This is a genomic window from Desulfobotulus mexicanus, assembly GCF_006175995.1.
GTDB classification, from domain to species: Bacteria; Desulfobacterota; Desulfobacteria; order Desulfobacterales; family ASO4-4; genus Desulfobotulus; species Desulfobotulus mexicanus.
Genome location: NZ_VDMB01000019.1, coordinates 19217 through 44790 on the forward strand (window position 1 = coordinate 19217; position 25574 = coordinate 44790).

Annotated in this window: 20 protein-coding genes and 1 pseudogene; 5 read left to right on the forward strand and 16 right to left on the reverse strand. The window is 49.5% G+C overall.

Annotation, left to right across the window (positions count from 1 at the left end; genetic code table 11):
* Positions 1-3 precede the first annotated feature (3 nt).
* Both FIM25_RS12920 and FIM25_RS12925 read left to right on the forward strand, forming a co-directional pair.
* A complete protein-coding gene (locus FIM25_RS12920) occupies positions 4-1134 on the forward strand; it encodes an FIST signal transduction protein (protein ID WP_139450007.1) in 1131 nt (376 codons plus the stop codon).
* Entirely contained in the window at positions 1124-3976 is a 2853-nt protein-coding gene (locus FIM25_RS12925) for a PAS domain-containing hybrid sensor histidine kinase/response regulator (RefSeq protein ID WP_139450009.1), read from the forward strand. Before FIM25_RS12920 ends, FIM25_RS12925 begins: the two co-directional genes overlap by 11 nt.
* Before the next feature lies 1 nt (position 3977).
* Here FIM25_RS12925 and FIM25_RS12930 read toward each other — a convergent pair whose 3' ends face one another.
* The 7 genes from FIM25_RS12930 to FIM25_RS12960 all read right to left on the reverse strand — a co-directional run bounded on the left by FIM25_RS12930 (position 3978) and on the right by FIM25_RS12960 (position 7837).
* On the reverse strand, positions 3978-4553 hold the full coding sequence (locus tag FIM25_RS12930) for a class I SAM-dependent methyltransferase (RefSeq protein ID WP_179953358.1): 576 nt from the start codon (positions 4551-4553) through the stop codon (positions 3978-3980).
* A gap of 18 nt (positions 4554-4571) precedes the next feature.
* Entirely contained in the window at positions 4572-4961 is a 390-nt protein-coding gene (locus FIM25_RS12935; protein ID WP_139450013.1) for a phage holin family protein, read from the reverse strand.
* Positions 4962-4981: 20 nt separating this feature from the next.
* Complete coding sequence (locus tag FIM25_RS12940; protein ID WP_139450015.1) at positions 4982-5371, reverse strand: type II toxin-antitoxin system VapC family toxin; 390 nt, start codon at positions 5369-5371, stop codon at positions 4982-4984.
* Positions 5358-5579, reverse strand: coding sequence for a DUF2281 domain-containing protein (locus tag FIM25_RS12945; RefSeq protein ID WP_139450105.1), 222 nt, complete (start codon positions 5577-5579; stop codon positions 5358-5360). Before FIM25_RS12945 ends, FIM25_RS12940 begins: the two co-directional genes overlap by 14 nt.
* A 344-nt stretch (positions 5580-5923) precedes the next feature.
* A complete protein-coding gene (locus FIM25_RS12950) occupies positions 5924-6355 on the reverse strand; it encodes a PilZ domain-containing protein (protein WP_179953359.1) in 432 nt (143 codons plus the stop codon).
* Positions 6333-7058, reverse strand: coding sequence for an OmpA/MotB family protein (locus FIM25_RS12955; RefSeq protein WP_139450019.1), 726 nt, complete (start codon positions 7056-7058; stop codon positions 6333-6335). The genes FIM25_RS12950 and FIM25_RS12955 overlap by 23 nt, the downstream gene beginning before the upstream one ends.
* Positions 7055-7837, reverse strand: coding sequence for a motility protein A (locus tag FIM25_RS12960; protein ID WP_139450022.1), 783 nt, complete (start codon positions 7835-7837; stop codon positions 7055-7057). Before FIM25_RS12960 ends, FIM25_RS12955 begins: the two co-directional genes overlap by 4 nt.
* A 368-nt stretch (positions 7838-8205) precedes the next feature.
* Between FIM25_RS12960 and FIM25_RS12965 the strand changes: the two genes are divergently transcribed.
* Complete coding sequence (locus FIM25_RS12965) at positions 8206-10194, forward strand: ribonuclease catalytic domain-containing protein (RefSeq protein WP_139450024.1); 1989 nt, start codon at positions 8206-8208, stop codon at positions 10192-10194.
* A 25-nt stretch (positions 10195-10219) separates the two neighbouring features.
* The gene (locus FIM25_RS12970; protein ID WP_139450025.1) at positions 10220-10870 is read left to right on the forward strand and encodes a hypothetical protein; all 651 of its coding nucleotides are present in this window, start codon (positions 10220-10222) and stop codon (positions 10868-10870) included.
* On the opposite strand, the gene FIM25_RS12975 is transcribed toward FIM25_RS12970, so the two are convergent.
* The 3 genes from FIM25_RS12975 to FIM25_RS12985 all read right to left on the reverse strand — a co-directional run bounded on the left by FIM25_RS12975 (position 10867) and on the right by FIM25_RS12985 (position 13957).
* On the reverse strand, positions 10867-11871 hold the full coding sequence (locus FIM25_RS12975) for an OmpA family protein (RefSeq protein ID WP_218961426.1): 1005 nt from the start codon (positions 11869-11871) through the stop codon (positions 10867-10869). The genes FIM25_RS12970 and FIM25_RS12975 overlap by 4 nt on opposite strands.
* A 113-nt stretch (positions 11872-11984) precedes the next feature.
* Complete coding sequence (gene purB, locus FIM25_RS12980) at positions 11985-13352, reverse strand: adenylosuccinate lyase (protein WP_139450027.1); 1368 nt, start codon at positions 13350-13352, stop codon at positions 11985-11987.
* A gap of 71 nt (positions 13353-13423) precedes the next feature.
* The gene (locus tag FIM25_RS12985) at positions 13424-13957 is read right to left on the reverse strand and encodes a YkgJ family cysteine cluster protein (protein ID WP_139450028.1); all 534 of its coding nucleotides are present in this window, start codon (positions 13955-13957) and stop codon (positions 13424-13426) included.
* Positions 13958-14256: 299 nt separating this feature from the next.
* On the opposite strand from FIM25_RS12985, the gene FIM25_RS12990 reads away from it, so the two are divergent.
* The gene (locus tag FIM25_RS12990) at positions 14257-15882 is read left to right on the forward strand and encodes an FAD-dependent oxidoreductase (protein ID WP_139450029.1); all 1626 of its coding nucleotides are present in this window, start codon (positions 14257-14259) and stop codon (positions 15880-15882) included.
* Positions 15883-16263: 381 nt separating this feature from the next.
* On the opposite strand, the gene FIM25_RS12995 is transcribed toward FIM25_RS12990, so the two are convergent.
* The 6 genes and pseudogenes from FIM25_RS12995 to FIM25_RS17600 all read right to left on the reverse strand — a co-directional run.
* Positions 16264-17976: a TIGR03545 family protein gene (locus tag FIM25_RS12995; RefSeq protein WP_139450031.1), complete on the reverse strand. Its 1713-nt coding sequence runs from the start codon at positions 17974-17976 to the stop codon at positions 16264-16266.
* A gap of 16 nt (positions 17977-17992) precedes the next feature.
* Positions 17993-18544 (reverse strand): TIGR03546 family protein, encoded by a 552-nt coding sequence (locus FIM25_RS13000; RefSeq protein ID WP_179953361.1) that lies wholly within the window; start codon positions 18542-18544, stop codon positions 17993-17995.
* Between the two features lie 25 nt (positions 18545-18569).
* Positions 18570-19664: a mechanosensitive ion channel family protein gene (locus FIM25_RS13005; protein ID WP_139450035.1), complete on the reverse strand. Its 1095-nt coding sequence runs from the start codon at positions 19662-19664 to the stop codon at positions 18570-18572.
* Between the two features lie 452 nt (positions 19665-20116).
* Positions 20117-23791: an AAA family ATPase gene (locus tag FIM25_RS13010; RefSeq protein WP_139450037.1), complete on the reverse strand. Its 3675-nt coding sequence runs from the start codon at positions 23789-23791 to the stop codon at positions 20117-20119.
* Positions 23791-25065, reverse strand: coding sequence for an exonuclease SbcCD subunit D C-terminal domain-containing protein (locus tag FIM25_RS13015; RefSeq protein ID WP_139450039.1), 1275 nt, complete (start codon positions 25063-25065; stop codon positions 23791-23793). Before FIM25_RS13015 ends, FIM25_RS13010 begins: the two co-directional genes overlap by 1 nt.
* A pseudogene (locus FIM25_RS17600) lies at positions 25062-25310 on the reverse strand (DUF1016 N-terminal domain-containing protein); the annotation flags it as partial. The pseudogene FIM25_RS17600 and the gene FIM25_RS13015, both read right to left, overlap by 4 nt.
* Between the last annotated feature and the right edge of the window lie 264 nt (positions 25311-25574).

A 25574-nucleotide genomic window follows, 5' to 3' on the forward strand; every position in this document is an offset into this window, starting at 1 on the left:
CCAATGATCGTTAAACTCTGCAGGGAAGGAAAATCCCTTACAGCTGAAAAAACAGCCAAAACCATGGCTTCCGATCCAAGGGTAAAGGCCCTTCTCATACTTGCCTGCGATGCCAACGGATGGAAAAAGGAAGAGGTAGACCCCTGGCTAAAGGATCTTGGAAAACCTGTTTTCGGCGGAATTTTTCCCCAGATCATTGCAGAGGGCAAAAACCTTGAAACAGGAACCCTTGTCATTGGGCTTTCCCACCCGGTACAGCCCTTTGTACTAAAGGGCATCAGCCGGCCCGGAACAGAGCTTGAAAGGGAACTGGAAGCCCTCCTGAAAGGAAGAGACTTTTCAGACAGCACCATCTTTGTCTTTGTGGACGGCATGGCCCGCCGCATTGGTGAACTCATTGAAGGGCTGTTCAACACCCTGGGCCTGACACCCAGCTACATTGGCGGCGGTGCAGGCTCCCTGAATTTCACCCGTAAACCCTGTATCATAAGCCCGGAAGGCCTGCTCACGGATGCCGTGATTCTGGCCCATTCAAAGGTTGCAAGCGGTATAGGCGTGGCCCACGGGTGGCATGCCATATCCGAAGCCATCAAGGTGACAGAGGCCTCCCAGAACCGAATTCTCTCATTGAACTGGCAGCCCGCCCTTCAGGTATACCGGAGTATCATTGAAAAATATGAAGATGTATCCTTTGATAAGAGGGATTTTTTTGATATTGCAAAGGCCTATCCTCTGGGCATTGCCCGCATGGATGCGGAAATGGTGGTACGGGACCCCATACTAACGGAATATGATGCCCTCATATGCGTGGGGGAAGTTCCGGAGGGCAGCTACATTCATATCCTGAACGGTAACATGGATTCCCTCATTAGTGGTGCCCTTGAAGCAAGAAAGACAGCCATGGAAAATTACAGGGGCCGGGAGAAAAATCCCGTCCTTTTTTTCATGGACTGCATCTCACGGGTTCTTTTCATGGGTTCTGATTTTAAAAATGAAATTGCAGCCGTAGAGCAGAACTCCTTTACCTTCGGAGCCTTAAGTCTTGGAGAAATTGCCAACACTGGGGAGGCTTTTCTGGAGTTCTACAACAAAACCGCAGTGGCAGGTTTTCTCGGAGACGCCTATGAACCTTGACATGTACAAGGACGCCTTGCTGGAAATTGCCTTTTCCATCAGTGGTGAATTCAATTTAAAAAAAATGCTGCAAAACACCCTGCCCATTTTTCTGCGTAAACTCAACTGCACACTGGCTGCGGTAATACAAAAAAACAACGGCAATCTTCATACCGAATATATTCTTCCCAAAACCATGGCAGAGCATACTGATTACCTTGGCCCCATGGAAGAACTCAGCCTTGCTCTGGAGACGGATGCCGGACTTTCATGGTATCCCATGGATCATGGCAGCTATCATTATTATGCCTTTCCTCTGGAAGACTTCGGTTTTCTTCTTCTGGCCAGAGCCAGACCCTTTAACATCTATTTTCTAAAAGAAATGTCCCCCCTGACCCGTATGCTGACCAGAACCTGCCTTGCCTGCACAGCCCTTGAAAAAAGAAAAGTGAGTGAAGCCCAGCTTCTGGCACAAAAGGCCCACTTTGAATCTATTTTCACCAACACCAACGATGCCATGGTCTACTTTGACACAGAGCACAGACTCTTCAATGTAAATGAGCGTTTCACGCAGATGTTCGGCTATACCCTTGATGAAGTTTGGGGCAGAAACGTCAATACCATTGTAGACCCCCTGAAAAGAGAAAAAGAATATGGTTCTCCAAGAATCCTTGCCGGAGAAACCATAGAAATGGAAGCCATACGATATGCAAAAAACGGCAATGGCATTGAGGTTCTCCTCAAGGGTGGCCCTGTTCTTATCAATGGTGTCATTGCCGGGGGATATGCAATTTACTCAGATATCTCCGAAAGAAAAAAAAATGAGCGAAAGCTTCTGGAATCCAATCTGCTGTTGGAAAAATCCATTGACAGAGCTAATAAGCTTGCCAGACAGGCGGAAATGGCCAACATTGCCAAAAGTGCCTTTCTTGCCAACATGAGCCACGAAATCAGGACTCCCATGAACGCCATCATGGGTCTTACGGAACTCTGCATGGCAGAGCCACTGACGGAAAAACAGCAGGACTATCTTTTAAAAGTCTCCCAGGCCAGCCGCTCCCTGCTGGGCATCATCAATGACATACTGGATTTTTCAAAAATTGAGGCCGGCAAACTCAGTATGGAAAAGATCCCCTTTATTGTCGATGATGTGCTGCATCAGAGCTGGAATATGGTGGCACACAGGGCAAGGCAGAAAAAACTGGAACTTATCTGTTACAGAGATCCTGCCATACCGGAACAGCTTCTGGGAGACCCCTTACGGCTGGGGCAGGTACTGACCAACCTTGTGGGCAATGCCATCAAGTTCACCGAATCCGGCAGTGTGATGGTGACCGTGACCCTGATCCGTCAGGAAAAAAAATCCTTTATCCTTGAATTCTGCGTCAAAGATACGGGAATGGGCATCAGTGATGATGAGAAAAAACAACTTTTCCAGCCCTTCTCCCAGGCAGACAACTCCACCACCCGAAAATTTGGCGGCACGGGTCTTGGGCTGACCATTTCAAGGCAACTGGTGGAACTCATGGGCGGAGAAATCCGCCTGGAAAGCACACCCCAAAAAGGTTCTTCCTTTATTTTCACATGCAGCCTGCAGGCAGATCATCACATAAGGGAAACCGGCCATAAGCTACCGGAAGAAATAATGGGCATGCGTGTGCTGGTGCTGGGAGGTCACAGGGATACAGGAAAAATTCTTAAAAGCTACCTTCAGGCCTTTTTCCTTGAAACCCGATATACTGAGAATACAGAAGAGGCAAAAAAACTGCTGGAGGATGCCATACCCTCCTATGATATCGTGTTCTGGGATAACAATACATTCGTTCCTTCAGAGACTGAAACCATAAAACAGATACTTAAAAAATCAGAAAACCGGAAAAAGCCTGCCATAATAATTGTTTCCGATGAAGATGATGACCATGCTGCCAGCCCAAAGGACAGGGAATACGCCGCAGCATGGCTTGCCAAACCCTTCACTCCTTCCCTTGTAATGAAGGCCCTTTTGAAAAGTCTCAAAAAACCTAAAATCAGATCCCCCGTAAAACAGAGGCAGCAGCTCAGCAACGGAAGATCCCTTAAACCCCTGCATGGCAAACGCATTCTTCTGGTGGAAGACCATGAAATCAACCGGCTTGTGGCAACAGAACTGATGAAGCAGGTGGGTATAGAAACGGAGACGGCCTTTAACGGAAAGGAGGCCATTCGTATACTTGATCTGAATCCTTATGATTACTACGACTGTGTTCTCATGGATATTCAGATGCCTGTAATGGACGGTTACAAAACAGCCCGTGAGATCCGTAAAAATCCCATTTTCAAGGATTTACCGATACTGGCCATGACGGCCAATGCCATGGACGAAGACAGGAAAAAAGCCATCGAAAACGGTATGCAGGGCCATGTTGCCAAACCCATCATACCTGAAGAGCTTTTTGCAAAGCTTTTGGAATTCTGCCGGAACAAAGCAGTTTCAGGGATTGAATCTGCCCGTAAATGGAGCCATGAACCCGGCCTTACCCCGGAAGAAGAAGCAGACAAAAACTATTTCAATTTCATAAAATCATCTGAGTATACTGAAGATCAGAAAATAAAGGAGCAGAACCAGGAAAAAATCTGCCCGGAACCGCCCCCCATGGAAATGGAATCAAATCCTGAATTTATTCAACAGATCAAAAATCTCAATGACCTGCTTCTCCAGTATGACGGCAGGGCAGAAGAACATATAAACTCTCTTCTTGCCACCCGGCTGCATCCTTCAAGTACGGAGCTTTTGAATCTCATAAAGAAAAGAATCTGGACCTACGATTTCGAAGGGGCCGTCTGCCTGATGAAACCTTATATACATAACCTTGAAGAAGAATAAATCAGTCAGCCTGTCTTGAAAAAACTGCCAGATAAAGCAGCTCACCCACAGACCGGGTCTCCTGAAGTGTAAAACCAAAGGGCCTGACCATTTCCGTCAGCTCTTCGGGGGAAAGACGTATTTCCTCGGGAGGGCCGGGCGGGCCTGATACCTTCTCAAATTCCACAACGGCCAGCCTGCCACCGGGTTTAAGGGTGCGGGCAAGGGCCTCCAGCATACCTTCTGCATTGCCCTCCACGGCGAGATCATGCAGTACAGTTGCGGCCAGACAGAGGTCCACACTTTCAGGAGCCAGAGTCGTTCCCTGGGAAAGATCCGCCACAAGGGCCTGAATATTGGTCAAACCGGCATCCTCAATCCGTTTTCTTAAATCAAAAACACCCTTTTCCCACAAATCAACGGCATAAATGCGACTGTGAAGGCCTGTCCAGCGGGCCAGAGCAAGGGTATAATTACCTGAACCACATGCCGCATCCAGAATTACAAGCCCCTCAAGGGGTCCAAGGGCATCCTTCAAACGCTGCCTGTCCAGCAGTGAAAAGCTGGATTTACCCGCAGCGATGGGTTCTTCATTCATGGTCATCTCCTTTGATCCCTAATCCCAGGGGCCTCTTCTCTGTGTATTCACCACAATGATGCGACCGTCTTCAAAACGAAAACCCGTCAGTGCCACATTTATAAGAGAAATCACAAGGGAGGCAAAAAAGGCGGTCCAGAAGCCGGACACATCAAAGCCCCGCACCAGAGCCGCCGTGATCTGTAAAAGAAAGGCATTGATGACAAAGGCAAAAAAACCAAGAGACAAAAGGGTGACCGGCAGGGTGAGCAGCAGCAACAGGGGCCGGATAAAAGCATTGAGAATCCCAAGTATGGCTGCTGCGGCAATGGCAGTACCCACACTGGCCACTTCAATTCCCTGAAAGAGCATCCCCGCCACCAGTATGGAAACCGTCAGAATCAGCCAGCGTACTGCAATGTGTTCCATGATTTATGCCTTTATCTTAATTACTTATAATTCATATGAGTCAAATCTGCATTGATGATCTTCAGCAGTGCCTTGTCGTGGGTCAGTACCTGAGAACCTGACACCAATGAACTGGCAGCTATAATTGCATCCGGCAGCTTTATTCGATAACTGGAGCGTAGACGGATAGTCTCATCTTCGATCAGGGGTGTCAGCGGAATATACACAAGGCAGGAAAGTTTCTGGCTGATCAATCTCCGTTCTGACACGGATATACCTGGAAAGCCAAGTAATTCCATACGGGTAATTGCGCTGTAACCACAGCGCTGTGATTCAATCCTGCATAAATCTGCCAGGGCCATTGTATCAGGGTTTGCCTTGAGCAATCCAAGTATAAAATTCGTATCCAGCAACCAGTCAATTCCATTCAAGACGCAAACCCTCCTGAATCGCAAGCGGATCTCCTGCAAAACAGGAAGAACCTTCCAACCCTCCGGCAAGATCGACCAGCCGGACATTGGCAGCGGATATTTCAAGTGAGTTTTTTTGCTGTAAAAATTCTGCAAAATCAAGCAGCTCTGCCAGTGCTGATGGCGGTAAAGTGCGTCCAAATTCATAAAGGCGTTCAACCATTGACATAGCCTTATTCCTCCGCTGAGTGTATATAAAATTCTTTAAAACGACCGCTGCCATAGAAATAAATAGTTGTTCTGTACTTATTCTGGTTAAAACTCAGATATTTTTCTCTGGCCCAGACTATCTGGATCTTGTTTTTCAAGGTGGTATCCGTGACGGCATCTTTATATTCAAGCCTTCGTTTTTGAGATGCCAGAGGCACATGCTAATGATCTGATTCAGATTGTAAGCAGTAATCTTTGGAAATTCAAGAAATGAAGGTTAAGGAATCTGAAAAACACCAGGATACCATTTGTGAAGTTCAAAAAAATATATTGACAACTTCCATACCCCTAACCACAAACTCCTTAGATATCGAACTTTTTTTTACGCAACTCCATAATTTTCAGCTTCCTTCTGCGGCGGAACTCATGGCGCTGGGCCGCCAGTACAAAACGGTGGAGGGCTTCTTCCTCCTTTTCCATTATATCGGGAAAGGAACAATGGCACTGCCCACTTGCGGTTCGCCCCAGCACCTCCGCCATGGGCATCAGATCCAGAGGTATTTCAGGTGCATGGCTCATCAGATGGATAATAAACCGGTCCCCCGGCCTTAAGTCAGGATGGTTAAAGCTGCACCCGCCTGCACTGATATCCTCTGCCAGACGATTCTCAGCCTCTCCTCCCACCCGGACATAAACCCTGACATTCTCTTTGGCCGTATAGCGGAAGCTTCGCCTTCTGTCCTTCAGGGTTTTCTCCAGCCAGACAAAAAAACTATCCTTTTTTTTCGAGAACAAACTCCACCCTCCTGTTAATAGCACGGTTCTCCGGAGAATTATTCGGCCTTAAGGGTAAAAGGGAACCATATCCCGTTGCGGTTAGCCGGAAGGGAGAAACTCCCTTGTCTATAAGATATTTCAACACCGTTGTAGCCCTGAATGCGGACAGCTCCCAGTTGGATGGAAAACGTAAGGTGGAAATGGGCACATCATCGGTATGCCCTCTGATATTGATATTATATTCGGGATAGGCTTTAAAGATATGCACAATCTGTTCAAGAATGGGATCTGCCTGAGCTGTCAGCTGTTCACTGCCGGACTCAAAAAGAATGGTTCCCCGGATACGCACGATAATTTTATTATTGAGGATCTGTACAGTTATGTGATCCCCCACATTCCGTTCAGCAATGAAGGCGTTGATATCCTCCACCATGGCTTCTTCTCTGGAGCGATGACCGAAAATCTCCTCCACGGTCAGCTCCTTCCGGCTCAGCTCCGGTACTTCCATAACTTCAATGACACCAAGGGTGGTCATATCCTGCCCAAGGCTTATACGTATGGACTCAAAGGCCTGCTTGAACCGTTCCATATTCAGGCTGGATATGGAGTAGAGAAGAACAAAAAAAACCAGAAGGAGGGTCACAAGATCGGCATAGGTAACAATCCAGCCCGGTCCGTCATCTTCATTGAGAAAGTCATCTTTTCCACGGCTGTCTCTCATGCTGCCCCCTGCCGCACATCCATTTTTTCCAGTGGGAGACGATCCCTTAAGGGGATAAAGGAAGAAAGCGCCTCATAAATCATCATGGGGTTACTGCCTTTCATGACGGCAATGGAACCTTCCAGCATGATTTCCAGCTGCATGACTTCGGAAATTGTCCTTGTTTTGAGCTTTCCTGCAATGGGCAGAAAAATCATGGTGGACAGAAGAGAACCATAGAAGGTGGTCAGAAGGGCCACAGCCATGGCCGGTCCTATGGAAGAAGGGTCCGCCAGTTGGGACAGCATCTGTACAAGACCTATGAGGGTACCCAGCATTCCGAAGGCAGGAGCATATGCCCCCATTTTTTTAAAGACATCCTGCACTGCAAAATGACGCATTTTCAATGAATCGATTTCCGTCCTCAAAGCTGCCCGTACTTCCTCTTCCAGAGAACCATCGGCAATGAGTCCGCAGGCTTTTTTTAAAAAATCCGAATCAGGTTCAAGATTGGCCAGCTCCAGCAGACCCTTTTTGCGCCCTACATTACATATACGGATCATGGTTTCAACGGCTGCGTTGGGATCTTCACGGTCCTTTGTAAAGGCAAAGGCAGCTGCACGGAAAGCGGCGGACACTTCACGGAAAGTAAAGGTCAGAAGGGTTGCGGCCATGGTCCCTCCCAGAACTATCATCATGCCGGGGACATTGACAAAGCTGCGGATGTCTCCAGCAAGAAAAATGGCACTGATAATCAGGGAAATACCAGAAACAATACCGATCAGGGATGCAAAGTCCATGGAGATTCCTTATGGGTGTCCGGGAAAATGTGGGAGGAAAAATTTCTGACCTTTAAACTCAAAAAAGGTCTTGAAAATAAAAAAAGATCATCTGGCTGTCTTTTATATTCTGGGTAGCACAGGCCCCTTATAAGGTCAATAAAGACCCGGAACTTCGACCACAACTCTGCCGGACACCCTATAAAAATGATCACTAATCTCCGGCCTTCAAATATTCATCAACTCACACCATAAGACACTTACTTTAAAGAAAGGCTTTCAATCATTATAAGAAGATACAAAAAATTGAAGCCTGCGGAAAAAATTTTCAACTTTTCCGGTGCCATGAAGATTGACTTGACCGGGTGGAGCTGCTAATTTTACCATTTATGGAACTAGGGAAAATTGTCGAATATATCGACCAACAAAAAATAATCACCGCCGTTGTCACAGAAAATAAAAAACAAAGACTCCGGCTTCTCACTGAAACCAACCGGGAAGTCAATTTATCGGCCAACCGCCTATCCCATATATCCGAAAGTCAACTGGACCTTGGCACCCCAAGGGATCATCAGGTCCGTACACTCAAGGAAACCGCAGAACGACGCAGACATATGTCCGCTTCCATGGATCTTCATGAGCTATGGGAAGTCATCCATGAGGAAGCTGACTGGCAGGATACCGAAACCATTGCCTCCCTATGCTTTTCCGATGGCAGTGATGCCGATGCCCAGTCCGCTGTCATCAGGACCATGTTTACGGACCGGCTGTATTTTAAATTCGGTACCAACCGTTTTTTCCCCCACAGCCCTGAACAGGTGGAGCAGCTCAAAAAGCAGCAGCAGGAAACGGAACGCCGCAGACGCATCATCGAAGACGGCATTTCATGGCTGAAAAAAAATCTGGACACCCCTGCACCAGAACTCCCCGATGAACTCCGCCCCGTTGCCGCACTTCTGCAGGACTACATTATCTTCGGAGATGAAGCACCGGGCATGGAAACCACCCGTCAGATCCTTTCAGGCATCGGTGGTGACCCCGGAGAAAAATTGTTCACACTTTTTGTACGCCTGGGACTCTGGGAGCAGAATGAAAACCTGCTTTTGAAAAAGTTCGATGTCCCAACGGAGTTCGATGCAAAAACCATGGATGCTGTTTCCCTTCTAAGGGAAAAACCCGTGGACTTTTCCAGTGATCCCAGACGCCGGGATCTCACAGGCCTGCGCCTGATGACCATAGACGGACCCTCCACCCTGGACTATGATGATGCCATCAGCATAGAAGCTTCCGGAGATTACCACATTGTGGGCGTTCATATCATTGATGTGGCCCACTTTGTAACACAGGGAAGCCCTCTGGATGCCTGTGCCCTGGAAAGGGGCAGCTCCATTTACCTCCCCGATGCACGCTTTTCCATGCTGCCCCCGGCCATGTCCGAAGATCTATGCAGCCTCAAAGGCGGAGAACTCAGACCTGCCATCAGTGTTCTCATGCGCATTGCAGACTATGCGCGGGTGGTGGACTATGAAGTTGTACCCAGCATTATCTGCGTTAAGGAACAGCTGACCTACAGCGACGCCAACCGCATGATAGAAGAAGATACGGACATTGCAAACCTTGACCGTATTGCCAGAAATTTCAGAACCCAGAGAATCATGGCCGGTGCCGTCCAGATTTCCCTGCCGGAAGTCAATATCCGTGTGGATGAAGAAAGCGGAGAAATTCTGATCTCCAAAATAGACAGGGAAAGCTCCAGCCGTATGCTGGTGGCGGAAATGATGATCATGGGCAACGCCATGATGGCGGATTTTCTGAAAAAAAATGAAATGCCTGCGGTCTTCCGCTCCCAGCCTGAGCCTAAAAACCGGCTCTACAAAGGAGATGAAGGAAGCCTTTTCCAAAACCTCATGCAACGCAGACACTTAAACCGGGTGGTCCTCACCCCCGTACCCGAACCCCATTCCGGTATCGGCTTTCCCTGTTATGTCACCGCAACTTCCCCCATACGTAAATACTGGGATCTTTCCACCCAACGCCAGTTGAAAGCGATTCTGGGCATGGAAAAAGCCGCTGGCAGGGATGAGATACAGAACATTTTTGCACGCCTTGAGCAACCCATGGCCGCCGTAGGACGGGTACAGTTTTTCAGAAAAAGATACTGGCTCTTCAAATACCTTGAAGGCCGCATCGGCCAGCGGGAAAAGGCCATGGTTCTGGAAGAACGCCGCAACCAGTATCAGGTACTGCTGATTGACTACATGCTGGAATGGATGCTGCCCGTATCACCAGGTATTCAGCTGAAACCGGAGAGCGAAATAGAGGTGGTGATTCAGCAGGCCAGCGCCAGACGGGATCAGCTTTCTCTGTATCTGGCCTGAAAATCTCTGTACACAAGGTAAAAACATGCTGAAAACGGAAAACTGGCGGCATCAGGCAACGGCCTTCCTTGCCCGGTGCCGGGCACAGATGTGGGGCAGACACAAGGAAAGACCCCTAGAATGGCTTTTCAGAGCAGGTTTTTCCGTCTCCTTTGCCCAGGATCATTTTTTGGGCTGGAATTTCCGGTCCATGTACCGCAACGCCGCCCTCTGGCTGGGTCCGGAGCGGGAGGATGAAAAATATTTTCTGCCCGAAGGCCTGCTGCTTCCATGGATTCAGAATGAAATCCTTCTCCGCCTCTCCATCCTTGATCCCGAAGGGCATATCCACATCCTTGAGGGCAGCAGTACGGAAGCCATCACCGCAGGCGAAGGCCTGCGTCTGATCATAACAATCAATGACGGGGATGCCTTCCGTCTGATGCAGGAAAATGAAAAGGGAACGGCCATCATGGCTGCTCCCTTTCTGTTTTCCACCAGACTCCCCGACCTTGATGCCTTTGGCAGGATTCGCCTTATTGCTCCGCCTGTCCCTGAAACCATGCAGCTTCTGGAAAATCTCAGGAAAGAGGGCCGCATGGCAGAGGTTTTCCATATTCCGGAAAAAGGCCTTGTGGCTGGCCTTCTCTGCAGCGACCTGAGTCCAGCAGATATCACTGCCATGGCCCGCTTTTAAAAAAAGGCAGCAGATCCTGAGGGAGGCAGAAATTCAATTTCCACCCTCCGGTTACTACGCCTGCCTTCAGGTGTTTCATTGGAGGCTACGGGCCGTGTATCCCCATACCCTGCAGCTTCCAGCCTGTAGGCTTCTATGCCCCCCTGCTGTACAAGATAGTTTCTGACACTTGCCGCCCTTTTTCTGCTTAAATTCATATTGTAGGCCGCCTGTCCAGTGGAATCCGTATGGCCTCCTATCCTGAACCGGGTACCGGCAAGGCGGGTATCCCTGAGGGCTGCGGCAAGACGATCCAGCTCCATCCTTGAAGCAGGAGTAAGTTTGTCGGAATTTATCGCAAAAAGAATTTCAAAACTTAAACGTCCTGCTTTGTTTCCTGCCTTAGTCATGGCCACCAGCAGACCCGTAAGGGCCTCCACGGAATGACCTGTACCAGTAAGGGGAGCACCCACCAGCACCCTTTCTTCCTCAAGGGATTCTTTCTTTTTTTCCCTCTGTACAAAGTGGATTTCCCGCACCTGATCCATGGGCAGATAATCCCTCTGCCACCGGCCTTCATAGGCCACATATTTTTCGATGCTCAGTTCACTGGAAGGAAACTCATCCCCCACATGACGTATCAAAGCTGCCCTTTCCACTTCAAAGGGCTCTCCCTTTCTGGGCGTGATCCGCATGGAGAGAACGCCATAGGGAGGACCGGGAATACTTACAAATTCCACCTCGGAAAAGATCCGTCTGGCCTCTTCCACAGGGACAAAAAAGCGTTCTCCGTTTCTGGTAAAACGAAAAGCTGCAATGTTCAGATCCCTGAGACGCCGGGAGGCATCATGGAAGACCATGCCCTCATCTGTATATTCCGTTACGGTATCAAAAACCAGAGACCGGATACGGTTGCCATCCCGAAGAACAACAATGGTGTTCAAAGCTTCTGCAAACACCATACTGCCCCAGAAAAAGGCCAGACACCCTGCTGCCAGTAACAGAAAATATTTTTTTCTCATCAGATTCCTCCGCTCGCAGACCATGAAGGCCTCTCTGTTAAAAGGCTTTTTACCCTTTATCGGCAAAGGAGGCTGAACATTTAATCAAAGGCCACCTTTTTTTATATTGTTTTTTAAGGATACTCTGCAAAATAATGATCCACCAGAGCAGCGGCCAGCCCTGTATAATCCGCCGGAGTGAGACTGCGCATCCCATCCTTTGCCTGCTGGGGCACCTTTTCCAAAGAATCAATCAGGCGGGTAAAATCTTCAAGACCCGTTTTTCTGCCCCTTGTCAGCTCTTTAAGCTTCTCATAGGGATTATCCTCACCATACACCCGCATCACAGTCTGAATCGGCTCCGCCAGCAGCTCAGGATTGGCAGCCAGATCCTCCGCCAGCCGCTTCTCATCCAGAGCCACCTTACCCAGACCTTTCAAGGTATTTCTGCAACCTATGGACATATAGCCGAAAAGCGCTCCCATATTTCTCAGTACCGTGGAATCAGTCAGATCCCGCTGGAAACGACTCTGGAGAAGCTTGAAGGCCATGTGTTCCATCAGGGCCACGGCCAGCCCAAGATTGCCTTCTCCGTTCTCAAAATCAATGGGATTTACCTTGTGGGGCATGGTGGATGAGCCCACTTCCCCTTCCTGCAGGCGCTGACGGAAATACCCAAGGCTGATATAGCCCCACATGTCACGGTCCAGATCCATAAGAACACCGGCCATGCGCACCATACCATGGAGAGTCTGGGCAATGCTGTGATTGGGATTTATCTGGGTGGAATACATGATGGGTGTTACCCCGAGATAATCGGACAGAAAGATTTTAGAGGCAGCAATCCAGTCCACTTCAGGAAAAGCCACCATATGGGCATTGAAGTTGCCCGTGGCCCCGTTCATCTTGGCTCCGATGGATACCAAGGCAAGGCTTTCCATTTCCTGACGGAGACGCCAGGCAAAATTCACCATCTCTTTTCCCATGGTGGTGGGTGTGGCGGGCTGACCATGGGTACGACTCATCATGGCAGCACTTCGTCCACTTCTGGCAAGGGATTCCAGGGATTCCAGCACTTCCTGTACCCTTGCCATGATAAAATCCCTGCCCTTCTGAAGCATCAGAGCATAGGCCGTGTTGTTAATGTCATCGGAAGTACAGGCAAAGTGGGTCCATTCCCGGACCTTCTCCAGACCCAGAGCATCCAGCTTTTCCTTGATGTAATATTCCACTGCCTTGACATCGTGATTGGTGGTCTTTTCTATGGCCTTCACCTTCAGGGCCTCTTCAGGCCCGAAGTCTGACGCTATGGCATCAATACGGTCAAGATCCTCAGCCGAAATATCCACCACCTTCAGATGCTCCACAAGAAAACGAAGCCAGCGCAGCTCCACAATCAGCCTGTGGCGGATCAAGCCGTATTCTGAAAAAATATCCCGAAGATCCTCAGTAAGTCTCCGATAGCGGCCATCCAGCACACTCAAAGCACAAATCTGTTCCATTTTCATTCCTTATCCGTTTTTTTTAAAAAAACCAGCATACATATCCGGCAGCCGGCACAGGTTTTCCACACTTAAAAAATATCCGACAGCAAAAGAACCTCTGCAATGGTCATCCGCTCAGGCACGCCTTCCATGCCACTTTCCTTGACAAACATACCCTGTACAGCCACAAGCATACGATTCAAAGGCTCCAGTGCTATGGACATGGGCAGGGCTTTTTCAAGGCCACCAGAGAAATTTAAGGGACAGCAATCAAGGAAAGCCTCCTCCTCTTCCTGAATCAGCAGAGGATAACCATGGGTCCGACAGATGATTGGCCTTGCTTCATACAGTCCGCAGAGGCCATCGTTCAAAAGGGGGCAAGGGTCTTCCGGACCTGCCTTTTCAGCCCGCATGCGGATTGAAGCCTTCTCATCCTCACCAAGGGCAGCCATTGCTTTTGCCATGGCAAAGGCCTCCACGGCAAAGACAGAAATATGCCTGCAGCAGGCATCACAGCCTTTGCTGCAGACCATATGAGACCCTGCCTGCATACGGATTTCTTCGAGTCTCTCATCCACACGCTTTACCAAGGCCCTGTAGTTCACAAACAGATCTTCCGGCAAAAGCTCCTCCCACCCAGTTAAATCAGGCCAAAATCTACGACACCACAGCAATTACACGCTGCATAAAAAGCAAAACAGGTTGACAATAGCACAGCAATGGGGCAGCGTGAACAGTATCCTTAATTTTGATTAAAAGTCCCGGCTTTCACTGGGAGAAGCCTTTTAAAAAAATCAGACATCGGTACATTTTCCCCCATTTCATGGAAAAACTTTTTTAAATACCGGTCAGATTCTTACCATATCCACCCGACTTCAACCACAACAAGCCATAAAACCTTACATTACCAAGGAATAGATTCATGTTTGCCCCTGCTCCCTGCTATCATTCAGACGTGCTCATAGTTGGCGGAGGCATCGCCGGACTGGTCACGGCACTTAAACTTCTGGACAGCAATCTTTCCCTGATCATTCTGGACAGGGACAGGAAAGATAAACTGGGAGGACTTGCAAAGGAATCCTTCGGCGGAATCTGTGCTGTGGGTACACCCCTTCAAAAACGCATGGGGATTCCCGACACACCGGAAATAGCATGGGAAGACTGGAAACGGGTGGCCCGTTTCCGCAGGGAAGACAAATGGCCCAAAGCCTGGGCCAAACGCTACGTAGAACATTCTGAAAAAGACATTTATACCTTCCTTACAGAGCTGGGTATACGCTTTCTACCCGTAGTCAACTGGCCGGAACGGGGCATGCTGCAAACGGCAAATTCCCTGCCCAGATGGCACATTGCCTGGGGAACAGGGCACCGCATCATTGAGTGTCTTCTCAAAGCCATACATGACCACCCCAATCGAAACAAACTGAGCTTCCGTTTTGGCCACTGCGTGAAAAATATCACCATACAACAGGGCAAAGTCTGCGGATGCACAGGTACCATGGAAGGCACAGGCCGCCCCTTTGAAGCCCATGCGGACAGGGTCGTACTCAGTGCCGGCGGCATCTGCGGAGGCAATCTTTCCCGTGTGCGCAGGCACTGGCCCGGCCATCTGGACAAAATCCCCTCCAGACTTCTCAACGGCAGCCACCGCTTTGCAGACGGCCTTATCCACGATGCAGCAGCAGCCATAGGCGGAAAAGTGGATCATCCGGATCGCCAGTGGCACTATGCCGCAGGCATCCCCTATCCTAAAAGTCTCATCGAAAATCAGGGGTTAAGCCTTGTTCCGCCAAGGTCTGCTCTATGGCTCAATGCAAAGGGCGAGCGCATCGGTCCCCTGCCCCTGATGGGATACACGGATACTGGCTACATCGTAGAGCGTCTTTGCCGGGAGGAAGAACCCTTTTCATGGCTGCTTTTGAACCGGAAAATTGCCCTGAGAGAAATGGCCGTATCCGGTTGTGACTACATGACAGCCTTCCGCCACAGAAAATTTTTAAAGATGATCCGGGAGCTTCTTTTCGGTAACAGGGAGCTTACCGACCGCCTGATCCGGGAATCCGATGATATTCTTACAGCAGCCACCCTCATGGAACTTGGCCGGAAAATGCAGGAAAAGACGCCGGAAGTACCCCTCAACATGAAAGCCATGGAAAAAGCGGTCAGGGCCTATGACCGTCAGATTGAATGGGGTCCCTCCTTTTTTACCGATGATCAGCTCAGGCGCATCGCCATCACCCGCAAATACCGGGGAGACCGGCTGCGCACCTGCAAATTTCAGCAGATTCTCGATCCTTCCGCAGGCCCCCTCATGGCCATCCGCACCTTTATCCTCACCAGAAAATCCCTTGGCGGCATACGGACAGACCTGAAAAGCCGGGTACTCAACGGACAGGACAGCCCCATCCCCGGCCTCTTTGCCGCAGGTGAAACCGCAGGCTTTGGCGGCGGCAACATGCACGGGAAAGGGGCACTGGAAGGCACCTTTCTGGGCGGTGCCATCCTGACGGCTCACCATGCGGCGGGAAGTATCTGCAAAGGCGAATAAACTGTAATTATTCAGCACAGTTTATTCTGAACTGCCAATACTGTAATAATTGCAGCAGCTTCGTACTGTTGCAAGGCTCCGTGGCTATTTGCAAGTGACATTGCAATCGTTTCGGATCAGAGCTTTGAAGGCCTGTGCGAAAGAAGCGGCAAACTGTCTGAGCCGCCACAAAGGCAGCGTGCTTAAGCCTGCCATGGTAATCAAAAAGCTTATCCTGCCTGTGGCGGGGAGTTTTTGCCGCTTCCGCACAGGCCAAGAAGCTCCCGAATAAGATTGCGTCACGGGCAAATAGCCTGGGGCCTGTGCAGCTGTCTTGCATGTATGGTACCTGGAAAACTGTGCTGAACAGTTACAATAAACGTTTTTAAAAAAAAATCCCTCTCAGATATCCAGCCTCCCCGCAAGATTCAGACGTTCATCCAAAACTGCCCTCAGGTCTGCCATACCCCCCAGCTGATTCTCCAGCTCACGGATCTTTTTATCTGTCATGGCATGGACTTCTTCATGGAGACGGGCACGCAGGGTTTCGGTTGCTTCTCTGGCGGCTCTGGTAACGGCTCCCCGCACCACCGCATCCAGACTGGATGAGAGTTTTATTTCAGGTTTTTCCAGTGTTCCGCCAAGGTCTCCCTGCACAGTAATGCGATTTATATCCCTAAGGCCCGATGCCACAGCAGCCCTTACCCTGTCTCCGGAATCCGGCATCTCAAAACTCACTCCGGTAAGATCAAGCGCCATCTTTCCCTTCAGAGCGCCGCGGCTGCTGATGAGATCCACAGAAAAATCACCCTTTTCAGCATTCAGGGCAAGATCACCACTGCCCATGGTTTCAGGGTGCCACCCGCTGACACCAGCCTTTAGATGATCGGTGGGCGCTTTGGGATTCACACGGTCAAAAACAAGCTGAAGGTCAAAGCTTTCAATATCTGAAAGACTGTCTCCTTTGAAACGGATTTCCATGGGACTTCCCACCAAAGGCTGCTGGGCCGTTGCATTGCGAAGAGTTCCCTTAAGATTTCCGACTGGAACTTCAAGGGAAAGACTGGCTCTTCGTATAAGAAAATCCGGCCGTACCGGGATTTCTGCAAACAGAATGTCCACGCCTTCACTGCGCAGAACTTTTTCAGGCTCTGGTTTCTTTTCCCTTTCACGAACCCTGTCCAGCAAAGGTTCCACCCTGCGGTAAAGCCCAAGCCCTTTACGTAGGCGATTTTCCCATTCAGGACCAAGGAGGATACCCGTAATATTGCTCAGTCCTTCATCGGAAATCCCATACCTCTCCATTAGATTATTAACATCCTCTGAGGCCATGCTGCCAAGGGAAGCCATACGTCTGCGAAGATCAGCAATGCTCTCTTCCATTTCCCGTCGCGTATTCCGCAGGGCAAGAATATCTTTGTCCACACTGGACTTGATCTCCCTAAGCTCCCTTGCCCCGGTAAGTACACCACTAAGTCCGCTACCCCTTTTCAGGTTTTCTATGCGCGTTCTGTAGGCTCTAAAATCATCGGCATCGGGGAGATTTTTAAGTCTTTCATCAAACCTTTCATATTCCTGCCTCAGGGCCTTTTCCAGATTTTCCGCCTCTTCCAGAGATCCCAGGGAAGCCCTCTCAAGAATGATTTGCACATCGGGAATTTCCATGGAGGGCATGGGGATACGCTCCCTCAAGGATGAAGCGGATTCCTCCCCCGTCTCTTTTCTTCCCTTATCTTTTTTATCCTTTTCAGGCAAAGCACCGGAAACCCTGCGGGGCGTTCCCAGACGGATACCCTCCACAGTCATTTCCGTCACATCTATCTTACGAAGCATCAGTGCCTTTGTATCCATCCTCATGCTGATATTTGCAATTTCCACGGCATTTGTCATGGGAGCATCCGGATCCGTAATCTCAATGCCGGAAAGCCTTAGCCCCAGCGGAAAAAGACCGGGTCTGGCACCGGCCACATCCACCTTTGCCCCCACCATCCCCGTACCTGCCACTTCAATGGCCTTGGCGATGAAGGGACCGGATAAAAACATGAAACCCGCCACAAGAAGAGCAGTTATCACAATAAAAGCCGCAAGACCCGGCCAGCGAATCCACTTTGTCATTATTTTTCCCCCTTTTTCAGCCAAGCGACTTATAGGCCATGAAGATTTTTGTTCCTTTAATAATCTGGGCAATACGGGTCTTCTGAATCCAGTCCATAAACTGGCTGCGGTATTTTTTGATAAGGAACTGGAGCATAAAAAACAGAGGAATGAAAAGAAGAAGGGAGATCACAAAGCTTCCCATGAAAACCGTATTGTTAAAACGGATCAGGCGCAGCACAGGCATGTTGTAAAGGCTGGTCCAGAACCCTTCGATGCCCGGATGGGAAAGCAGCCAGAAGCCTGCTCCATGGAAAAGGGGATCCAGAAGAAAGGCCAGCGCCGTAAAAAGCCCCCAGCCCAGAAAAAAAGCCGAGAGGTTCACCTTGAGCACCAGCACCAGAAACAGGAGGCAGAGGGTGAGGAGGCCAAAGAAGGGCGTAAACCCGGCCACCATGGAAAAACACAGGGCAAGACTGATCTGACCCGGTGACGCTTCCGAGTTCAGGATCTTTAAAAAAGAAGCAAGGGGTTTGATCATGGCATCCTTTCCTTTCAAACGGGTAAACAGAAGAGAATCAGACCGCACAGGGATTCTTCCATAAACATGAAAATCAGGACCGCATCCATACATCCCTCTGGGGAAAGGGAATTTCAATTTCATGACGGTTCAGGGACTTATAAATTTCCATATACAGCTCATGGGAGACAAGGCCCCTTTGTTCCGGCTTTTCTATCCAGCATAGCAGCTCAAAATCCAGACTGGAATCCCCAAAGCCCCGAAGACGCACACGGGGCTCAGGGTCTCTGCACACGGAAAGATTCCCCTTTGCCACCTCCCCCAGCACAGCAGTCACCTGATCCACATCGGAACCATAGGCAACACCTACCTTGATACGAATACGGTATTTAACCCATCTGCCGCCGGACTCGTTTACAATCTTTGAATTGGCCATGAGGGAGTTGGGAATAATAACTTCCACATCATCTCTGGTCAGAAGACGGGTGGACCGGATTCCCACCTTGGTGACCTCTCCCCTTTCCTTGCCGTCCAGAACCACATAATCACCCATCTTGTAAGGTGCATCGGCGATAATGAAAAAACCGGCAAAGAGGTTGGCAAGGGTATCTCTGGCGGCAAAACCCACGGCAATACCTATAACACCGGCAGAAGCCAGCCATGCCGTGGCATCAATATTCCAGACCTGAAGCAGGGCATAGGTGCCAATGGCTATGATGATGACCGTCATCACAAGATCAAAAAGTGGCAGAGTGCGCTCTTCCACAATGGCAAAGCGGTCCCGCACCCTGCCCAGCATTTCCAGAAAAATATGACTGGCCTTCAGTGCCGTACGGATCAGCTGCAGAATCAGAATACTTACAAGTATTCTGATGGTAAGAGAAGTGGCATAATCACCCAGAGGCAGGGTGTGCAGAGCTGTGACCAGACTGATGTAGGAAACAAGCAGTGCCGCAACCCCGGCCCCCATACGCACAAGCTGCCCCATGGATTCAGAATCCGCACGCTCCGTAATTTTAAGGCCCCAGAAAAGGATAAAGGTCCGCACAAGAAATGCCAGACTAAAACCAAGACTAAGGATAACAAGCCCCAGAAGAAAGGGATAGGTGGCCAGAAGATCCCAGCTGCCTTCCAGCCATGGGGGCAGCCATAAGGGTGTATCAATGGAAGCATCAGCTATGCCGTTCATCTATAGTATCCTTTCATTCCTGTAATTGCTCAGCACCATCTTCGCTGGCTAAGAATCATAACAGTCAGGCAGATGCACAGGCACCCAAGCTGTTTGCCAGTGACGCAATCTTATTCGGAAGCTTTTTGCCCTGTGCGGAACCGGCAAAAACTCGCCGCCACAGGCAGGATAAGCTTTTTTATTACCATAGCAGGCTTGGACACGCTGCCTTTGTGTCGGCTCAGACAGTTTGCCGCTTCTTATTAGCACTCCGGCACTCAAGCTTGAAAAAGTTTATTGTTTTTTCACAGCAGTCTCTGGGTTTTTGGCTTGAGTGCCGGACAAAACTTTGATCCGAAACGATTGCAACGTCACCTGCAAACAGCCAGGGTGCCTTGCAATAGAGCTGAGCCCATCAAACTACATCGTTGGAATTTCAGAATAAATTGTACTGCACAATTACTCTTTTTTTATCATTCAGGCTGTACACAGCCCGGTCCCTGAATCCTGCTCCTGCCGCCGGGACCGGGAATCACCTGTATGCGGCTGGCCATGCGTTCACGGATACTGGAAACATGGGAAATAATACCAATCAGCCGCCCCTCCTTATGAAGGGAAGAGAGGGTTTCCAGGGCCATATCCAGAGCTTCTTCGTCCAGGGTTCCGAAACCCTCATCCAGAAAAAGGGAATCCACCCGCATATTTCTGCTGGACATCCCGGACAGTCCCAGAGCAAGGGCCAGACTGACAATGAACCTTTCACCACCGGAGAGATTTTTTGTGGACCGGATCTCTCCTGCCTGATAGCTGTCCACCACACAAAGCTCCAGAGGTGCTTCCACCTTCCTTGTGAGAAGATAACGGTCCGTCATTTTTCCAAGCTGCCGGTTGGCATAGCCCAGCATGTATTCAAAGGTAAGGCCCTGGGCGAAGTTACGGAATTTTTTACCGTCTGCGGAACCGATGAGAAGATGCAGATCACTCCAGCGGCTGCAGATTTTCTTCTGTAGCTCTTCGGCATCCTTTTCCCTCTGGAAGACCTCCTTCTGTTTTGCATGGTCTGCCAGACGCTGACCTATGGCACCGATTTCCTGCTGGAGCCGGGTAAGGTCCTCTTCCATACTGGCGATAGCTTCCTGAAGTTCCGGAGCCGGGGTATCCGTAAGGGCTTTTTTGCGCTCCGTTTCCAGAAGTTCAGTTTTTTCCCTCCTGCGTAAAAGAAGCTCCGTTTCTTCCTTCTTAAGCTTTTCCAGCTCCTGCATCAGACTTTTGCGTTCTTTTTCATCAAGGGATGCTCCCTGATAATCCTTTTCATCCTGAAAACCCGCATCCGGAAGGCCTGCTGCAAAATTTTCTTCCGCCTCTGCAAGGGGAACGGCCCTTAGCCTGCGGGACTCCTCCAGATCCAAAAGCCTCTGCCGAAGCCGGTCCAGCTGCTGAAAAGCCTCCTGCAGGGCCTTATCCTTTTCAACTTTAAGCTTTTCTGCCTTATCAATATTTTTTAAAATCAAGGACTCTTCAAGATCCGGATTCCGGTCGCCAAATAGATCCGAGCGACTTTTGGAAAGGGTTTCCATCTCTTTCTGCAAAGAGGCAATATTTTTCGAAGCCTCCTGCTTTTCTCCATCAAGTCTTCCAAGCTCTGTAACATGGTGGGCAAGCTGAACTTCAAGGGTCTGTATCTCAGCCATGAGGGTCTGCCTGCTTTTTTCCTGAGCCATCCACTCCCTTTTACGGAAAGTAAGCTCCTGGCGCAGCCCTTCGAGGGATGCCACATCCAGAGAAGAAACTCCATAAACTGAGACTACCTTTAAAAGGGCATCAAAATTTTCACTGTACCGGGTCTTTATCTCCTGAAGCTCCGCCTGCAGACGTTTGGCTTCAGATAATGCGACTTCCTTAAGATACATGGCCTCACGCAGATTATCACGGCAATCTGCAAGGGTCTTTTGAAATTTTTCAACATCTTTTTTATCTTTAAAAATTTCTTTTTCAAGGGTCTCTGCAGCACCAACCCTTTCCTGAACGGCCTGCTGAAGCGCCCTGTTTTCTTCCCCAAGAAAGGGCAGAACATTTTCCAGTTTTTCAAAAGAATCCTTCCATGCAAGATCTTCCATGGCCCTTTGGATTTTTTGCTCCGTAAGCTCCTGATCCCCAAGGTTTTTTCTTTTTTTCAAAACAAGCTGTTCTTTATCCTTGCGAAGCTCAGCTTCCTTCACACCAAGAGCCATCAGATTTTTTTCTAAAGCCTTCAGATCTTTACGCAGTTTTTTCAGCTCCTCTTCCGCTGCATCGGGCAGGGGAATGTTTTCTTTGGCATAGGGATGCTCCACTGAACCGCAAAGGGGACAGGGCTTACCGTCCTCAAGCCTTGTACGGGCTTCCTCCAGATCCTGAATTCTTCGCAGAAGAAGTACTTGGGTTTCCAGCAGACCAGCTTCCCGCTCTAAAACGACTTTTTCAGCCTCTGCCTTTTCCATGGAAAGGACAAGTTCCTTTTCAGCCTTAAAAAGCCCTTCCTCCTGCTGATTTAAATTGAGAGATTCCTTTTTCAATCCGGCGACCTCAGCAAAAGACTGACCCAAGGCATCAAAAAACGACTGCTTTTCCTTAAGCTCCCAGATCTGATTCCGCCATTCCCCAAGCTCTTTTCCCTGAAGAAGCTTTTCAAGGCCTGCCTGTTTTTCGTCGAGAACTGCCTGCAATGCCAGCGCTTTCCCTTCGGCTTTTTCCAGATCCTTATTTTTTTTCACATGGTTTTTTTCCGCAAGATCAGCTTCTTTCTCCGCCTGATCCACAGCCTTCAAATTATAAAGGGACTTTCCATGTATATCCTGCAGGGCATCCATCCGGGCCTCAATACCCGTAAGGTCGGTGATAAGGGAAGCATCCGCTGCCTGCAACTTAAGATAAGTCTCTGCCTTATCCAAAAGCCCGGCTGCCTTGAGCCGCTTTTTTTCATCCTTTTCCTGCTCCCTGCGACAGCCTGCGATCTTTTTTTCCAGCTCTTCCAGAGCCCTAAGCGCTGTTTTGAAGGGGACTTTTTTTTCTTCAATCCGAAAGTCCAGCTCACGGACCCTGCGAAAAACAGGCTGCTGTTCAGTGAATACTGCCCGGATCGCTACAAGGGCCTGTTCCGCCTCTGCCAGCATCTTTTCCGCATCCTGGCAGGAAGTTTCAAGTAAAGGGAGTTCCTTTAGCCATTGCGCCTGACTCTCCACATCCCTTTGTTCCTGTTTTCTAAGGGATGTGAGAGCCGCATACATTCCGGAAAGCTCCAGTGCCAGCATAGCCCGCTTCAGCTTCTCCGCATCCGGCTGAAAAGCCTGCTGCCGGACTTCGAGGGCTTCTTTTTCCTTTGCGATGCTTATCAGCTCTTTCTCAAGATCAAAAAGGCCTTTCAGCCATGCAAAAGCTTCTGTTTTAAGCCTGAATGCCCCTTTCAGATCCTTTTCCAAAAGAAAGTTTTCTTTCAGCTTTTCCTCTTGTTCCTGCTCTTCTTCCCGGCTCATCAGCACCAGATTTTTTAAACCGGCGGAAAGTTCTTCAAGCTTTTTTTTCTCCAGAGACAGACGCTCATGCACACGCATGGAAATCTCACCGTAAATCCCGGTTCCAGTAATCTGCTCCAGAATTCTGGAACGATCATCGGAGTCGGCTTCCAGAAAGGCGGCAAAGGCACCCTGAGCCAACATCATGGATCGGGTAAAACGTTTAAAGTCCATGCCCGAGACCTCTTCCACCCGGAGAGGAACCTCACTCAGACCCGTAATCACAGAATCGGGCTGATTTTCATTCACAAACTCATGCCTTGCATTCTGAAGTGCTCCTTCATACTTTCTGCGGGCACGGTGCTGACTCCAGTGACAGCGAAAAGTCCCTGCTCCGGTTTCAAAACGAACTTCGGCAGAACAGGTGCCGGTCTGACGGCTCATGATCTCATTGGTGCTTTTATTCACTTTTTCAAGGCGGGGAGTACAGCCGTAAAGGGCCAGACAGATGGCATCCAGAATGGTACTTTTCCCGGCACCTGTCGGGCCGGTAATGGCAAAAATACCGTCTGCCACAAAGGATGGATGGCTAAAATCTATGGACCAGCGGCCCGTCAGGGAATTGAGATTTTCAAAGGAAACCGAAAGAATTTTCATTATACGGTTCTCCCCTCTTCCGTCAGATCAAAAACAATCTCTGCAAAACTCTGCTGCAGGTCCACCCGCTGATCCTCAGGAATCCCATGGGCCTCAAGGCAGCGGTCAAAAACCTCCTTCACATTGAGATCAAAAAGGGTTTCATCCACCTCTCCCTTCTCCAGAATACGATCTGCAATCTGCCTGTTTTTCACACATAAAATGGTCATGGCAGAACCCTTCACCGCTTCATCCAGAGCCTGTCTGAGATCTCCCATGACATCTTTACCCGTATATAAAATCTCAAGCCAGGCATCGGAAGCATCAAGGGAGAGTTCTGCAATGCGGCCTGAAATTTCATCCCAGTTACCCTGAATTCTTTCAAGCTTCTGAAAAACAGGCACAGGAATCAAAGACAGGGCGGGGCCAGAATCTCCAAAGGTGACAAGGCTTACACTTTTTTCCCTGCGGGTTTCCCCAAAACCCATGGCCAGAGGCGAGCCGCTGTAGCGCACAAAATCCGATCCTCCCACCTTCTGCGCCGAATGCAGATGCCCCAGAGCCACATAATCCGCAGATTCCGGGAAAATGTCTGCGGATACATGGGCAAGGCTTCCCACATAAAGATCCCGCACGCCATCCCCTTCAACGCTCTTTCCTCCGGCTGCAAAAAGATGACCCATCACAATAATGGGAAAATCAGTTTCAGGCCTATTCGTCTCTGCTGAAAGTAAGCTGCGCTTTTTTTCAGCCATGGCAGAAACGTCAGCATAGTGTTTCCGGATGCCTTCAATCAGGCTTGCCTGTTTATCATCGGCACTTTCTCCGGCTTCGGAAACCCTCACATCCCTGTCTTTAAGAAAGGGAACCGCACAGAGAATGGCCGTATCCGGAGAAGCTTTTTTCCCGTTCTCATCATCCTTTTTTTCCGTATTAAGGATAAGAATTTCATCCTCAGGGTCGCCCGTTATCTCACCCAGCACATGGACCTTCAGGCTACGGAGAATCTCACGGGGAGCATTCAGAAACGAAGGAGAATCATGGTTACCACCCGTCACCACCACATGGCGGCAGGCTCCTTCTGCCATCTGGCAGAGAAAGCGGTAGTACAGGGTCTGTGCCCGGTGGCTGGGGGTTCTGGTATCAAACACATCACCACTGACAAGGAGTATATCCACGGCTTCTGCGCGAATGAGATTGCCAAGCCACAAAAGAAAAGCCTCAAACTCTTCATATCGCTGCTGATTATAAAGGGTGCGGCCAAGGTGCCAGTCTGAAGTATGTAAAAATTTCACGTATTGTCCTTTTGTGCAAATGCAATTTCTCCAACCAGTGGTTGGAGTCTTTCACTGTCCTGATACTCCGAATAGAACTGTCGCATGTACCATAGGTTCTGAACCGAAAAACCTTTCACACCAGGGGATTCCTGCCGCAGGTCAGCAGACAACCGTTCCACCACCCCCTTGCCCCAGCCTTCGACATCCTGCCGCTCCACGATCATCCGGCCTATGTCCCAGTACAGACCGACCAGCTCCTTGTTGACCGCCTTAAGGCCTTGCTACTGAGCGGAGCGGATGCGCTCTTTTACCTCAATCACAAGGTCTCGATAGAAGTTTGAAGTCTGAGGGGTGAAGGGTGATTTTTTGTCAGCCATTCGGTTTCTCCTTCAAGCGCTTGGCGATGCTGGTCAAAATGGCCACCAGCTCATCACATTCCGTTGTGATTTCTGAGATGAACCGCCCATCTAAAAGCAGCTGCGTTCACAATAAGCTCAGCGGCGCGGATTTTTGCGTCCGCTGGATTT

Coding starts and splice junctions, on each gene's coding strand:
- FIM25_RS12920 (WP_139450007.1), top strand. CDS start 4: ATGATCGTTAAACTCTGCAGGGAAGGAAAATCCCTTACAGCTGAAAAA.
- FIM25_RS12925 (WP_139450009.1), top strand. CDS start 1,124: ATGAACCTTGACATGTACAAGGACGCCTTGCTGGAAATTGCCTTTTCC.
- FIM25_RS12930 (WP_179953358.1), bottom strand. CDS start 4,553: ATGAATGAAGAACCCATCGCTGCGGGTAAATCCAGCTTTTCACTGCTG.
- FIM25_RS12935 (WP_139450013.1), bottom strand. CDS start 4,961: ATGGAACACATTGCAGTACGCTGGCTGATTCTGACGGTTTCCATACTG.
- FIM25_RS12945 (WP_139450105.1), bottom strand. CDS start 5,579: ATGTCAATGGTTGAACGCCTTTATGAATTTGGACGCACTTTACCGCCA.
- FIM25_RS12955 (WP_139450019.1), bottom strand. CDS start 7,058: ATGAGAGACAGCCGTGGAAAAGATGACTTTCTCAATGAAGATGACGGA.
- FIM25_RS12960 (WP_139450022.1), bottom strand. CDS start 7,837: ATGGACTTTGCATCCCTGATCGGTATTGTTTCTGGTATTTCCCTGATT.
- FIM25_RS12965 (WP_139450024.1), top strand. CDS start 8,206: ATGGAACTAGGGAAAATTGTCGAATATATCGACCAACAAAAAATAATC.
- FIM25_RS12970 (WP_139450025.1), top strand. CDS start 10,220: ATGCTGAAAACGGAAAACTGGCGGCATCAGGCAACGGCCTTCCTTGCC.
- FIM25_RS12975 (WP_218961426.1), bottom strand. CDS start 11,871: ATGAGAAAAAAATATTTTCTGTTACTGGCAGCAGGGTGTCTGGCCTTT.
- purB (WP_139450027.1), bottom strand. CDS start 13,352: ATGGAACAGATTTGTGCTTTGAGTGTGCTGGATGGCCGCTATCGGAGA.
- FIM25_RS12990 (WP_139450029.1), top strand. CDS start 14,257: ATGTTTGCCCCTGCTCCCTGCTATCATTCAGACGTGCTCATAGTTGGC.
- FIM25_RS12995 (WP_139450031.1), bottom strand. CDS start 17,976: ATGACAAAGTGGATTCGCTGGCCGGGTCTTGCGGCTTTTATTGTGATA.
- FIM25_RS13005 (WP_139450035.1), bottom strand. CDS start 19,664: ATGAACGGCATAGCTGATGCTTCCATTGATACACCCTTATGGCTGCCC.
- FIM25_RS13010 (WP_139450037.1), bottom strand. CDS start 23,791: ATGAAAATTCTTTCGGTTTCCTTTGAAAATCTCAATTCCCTGACGGGC.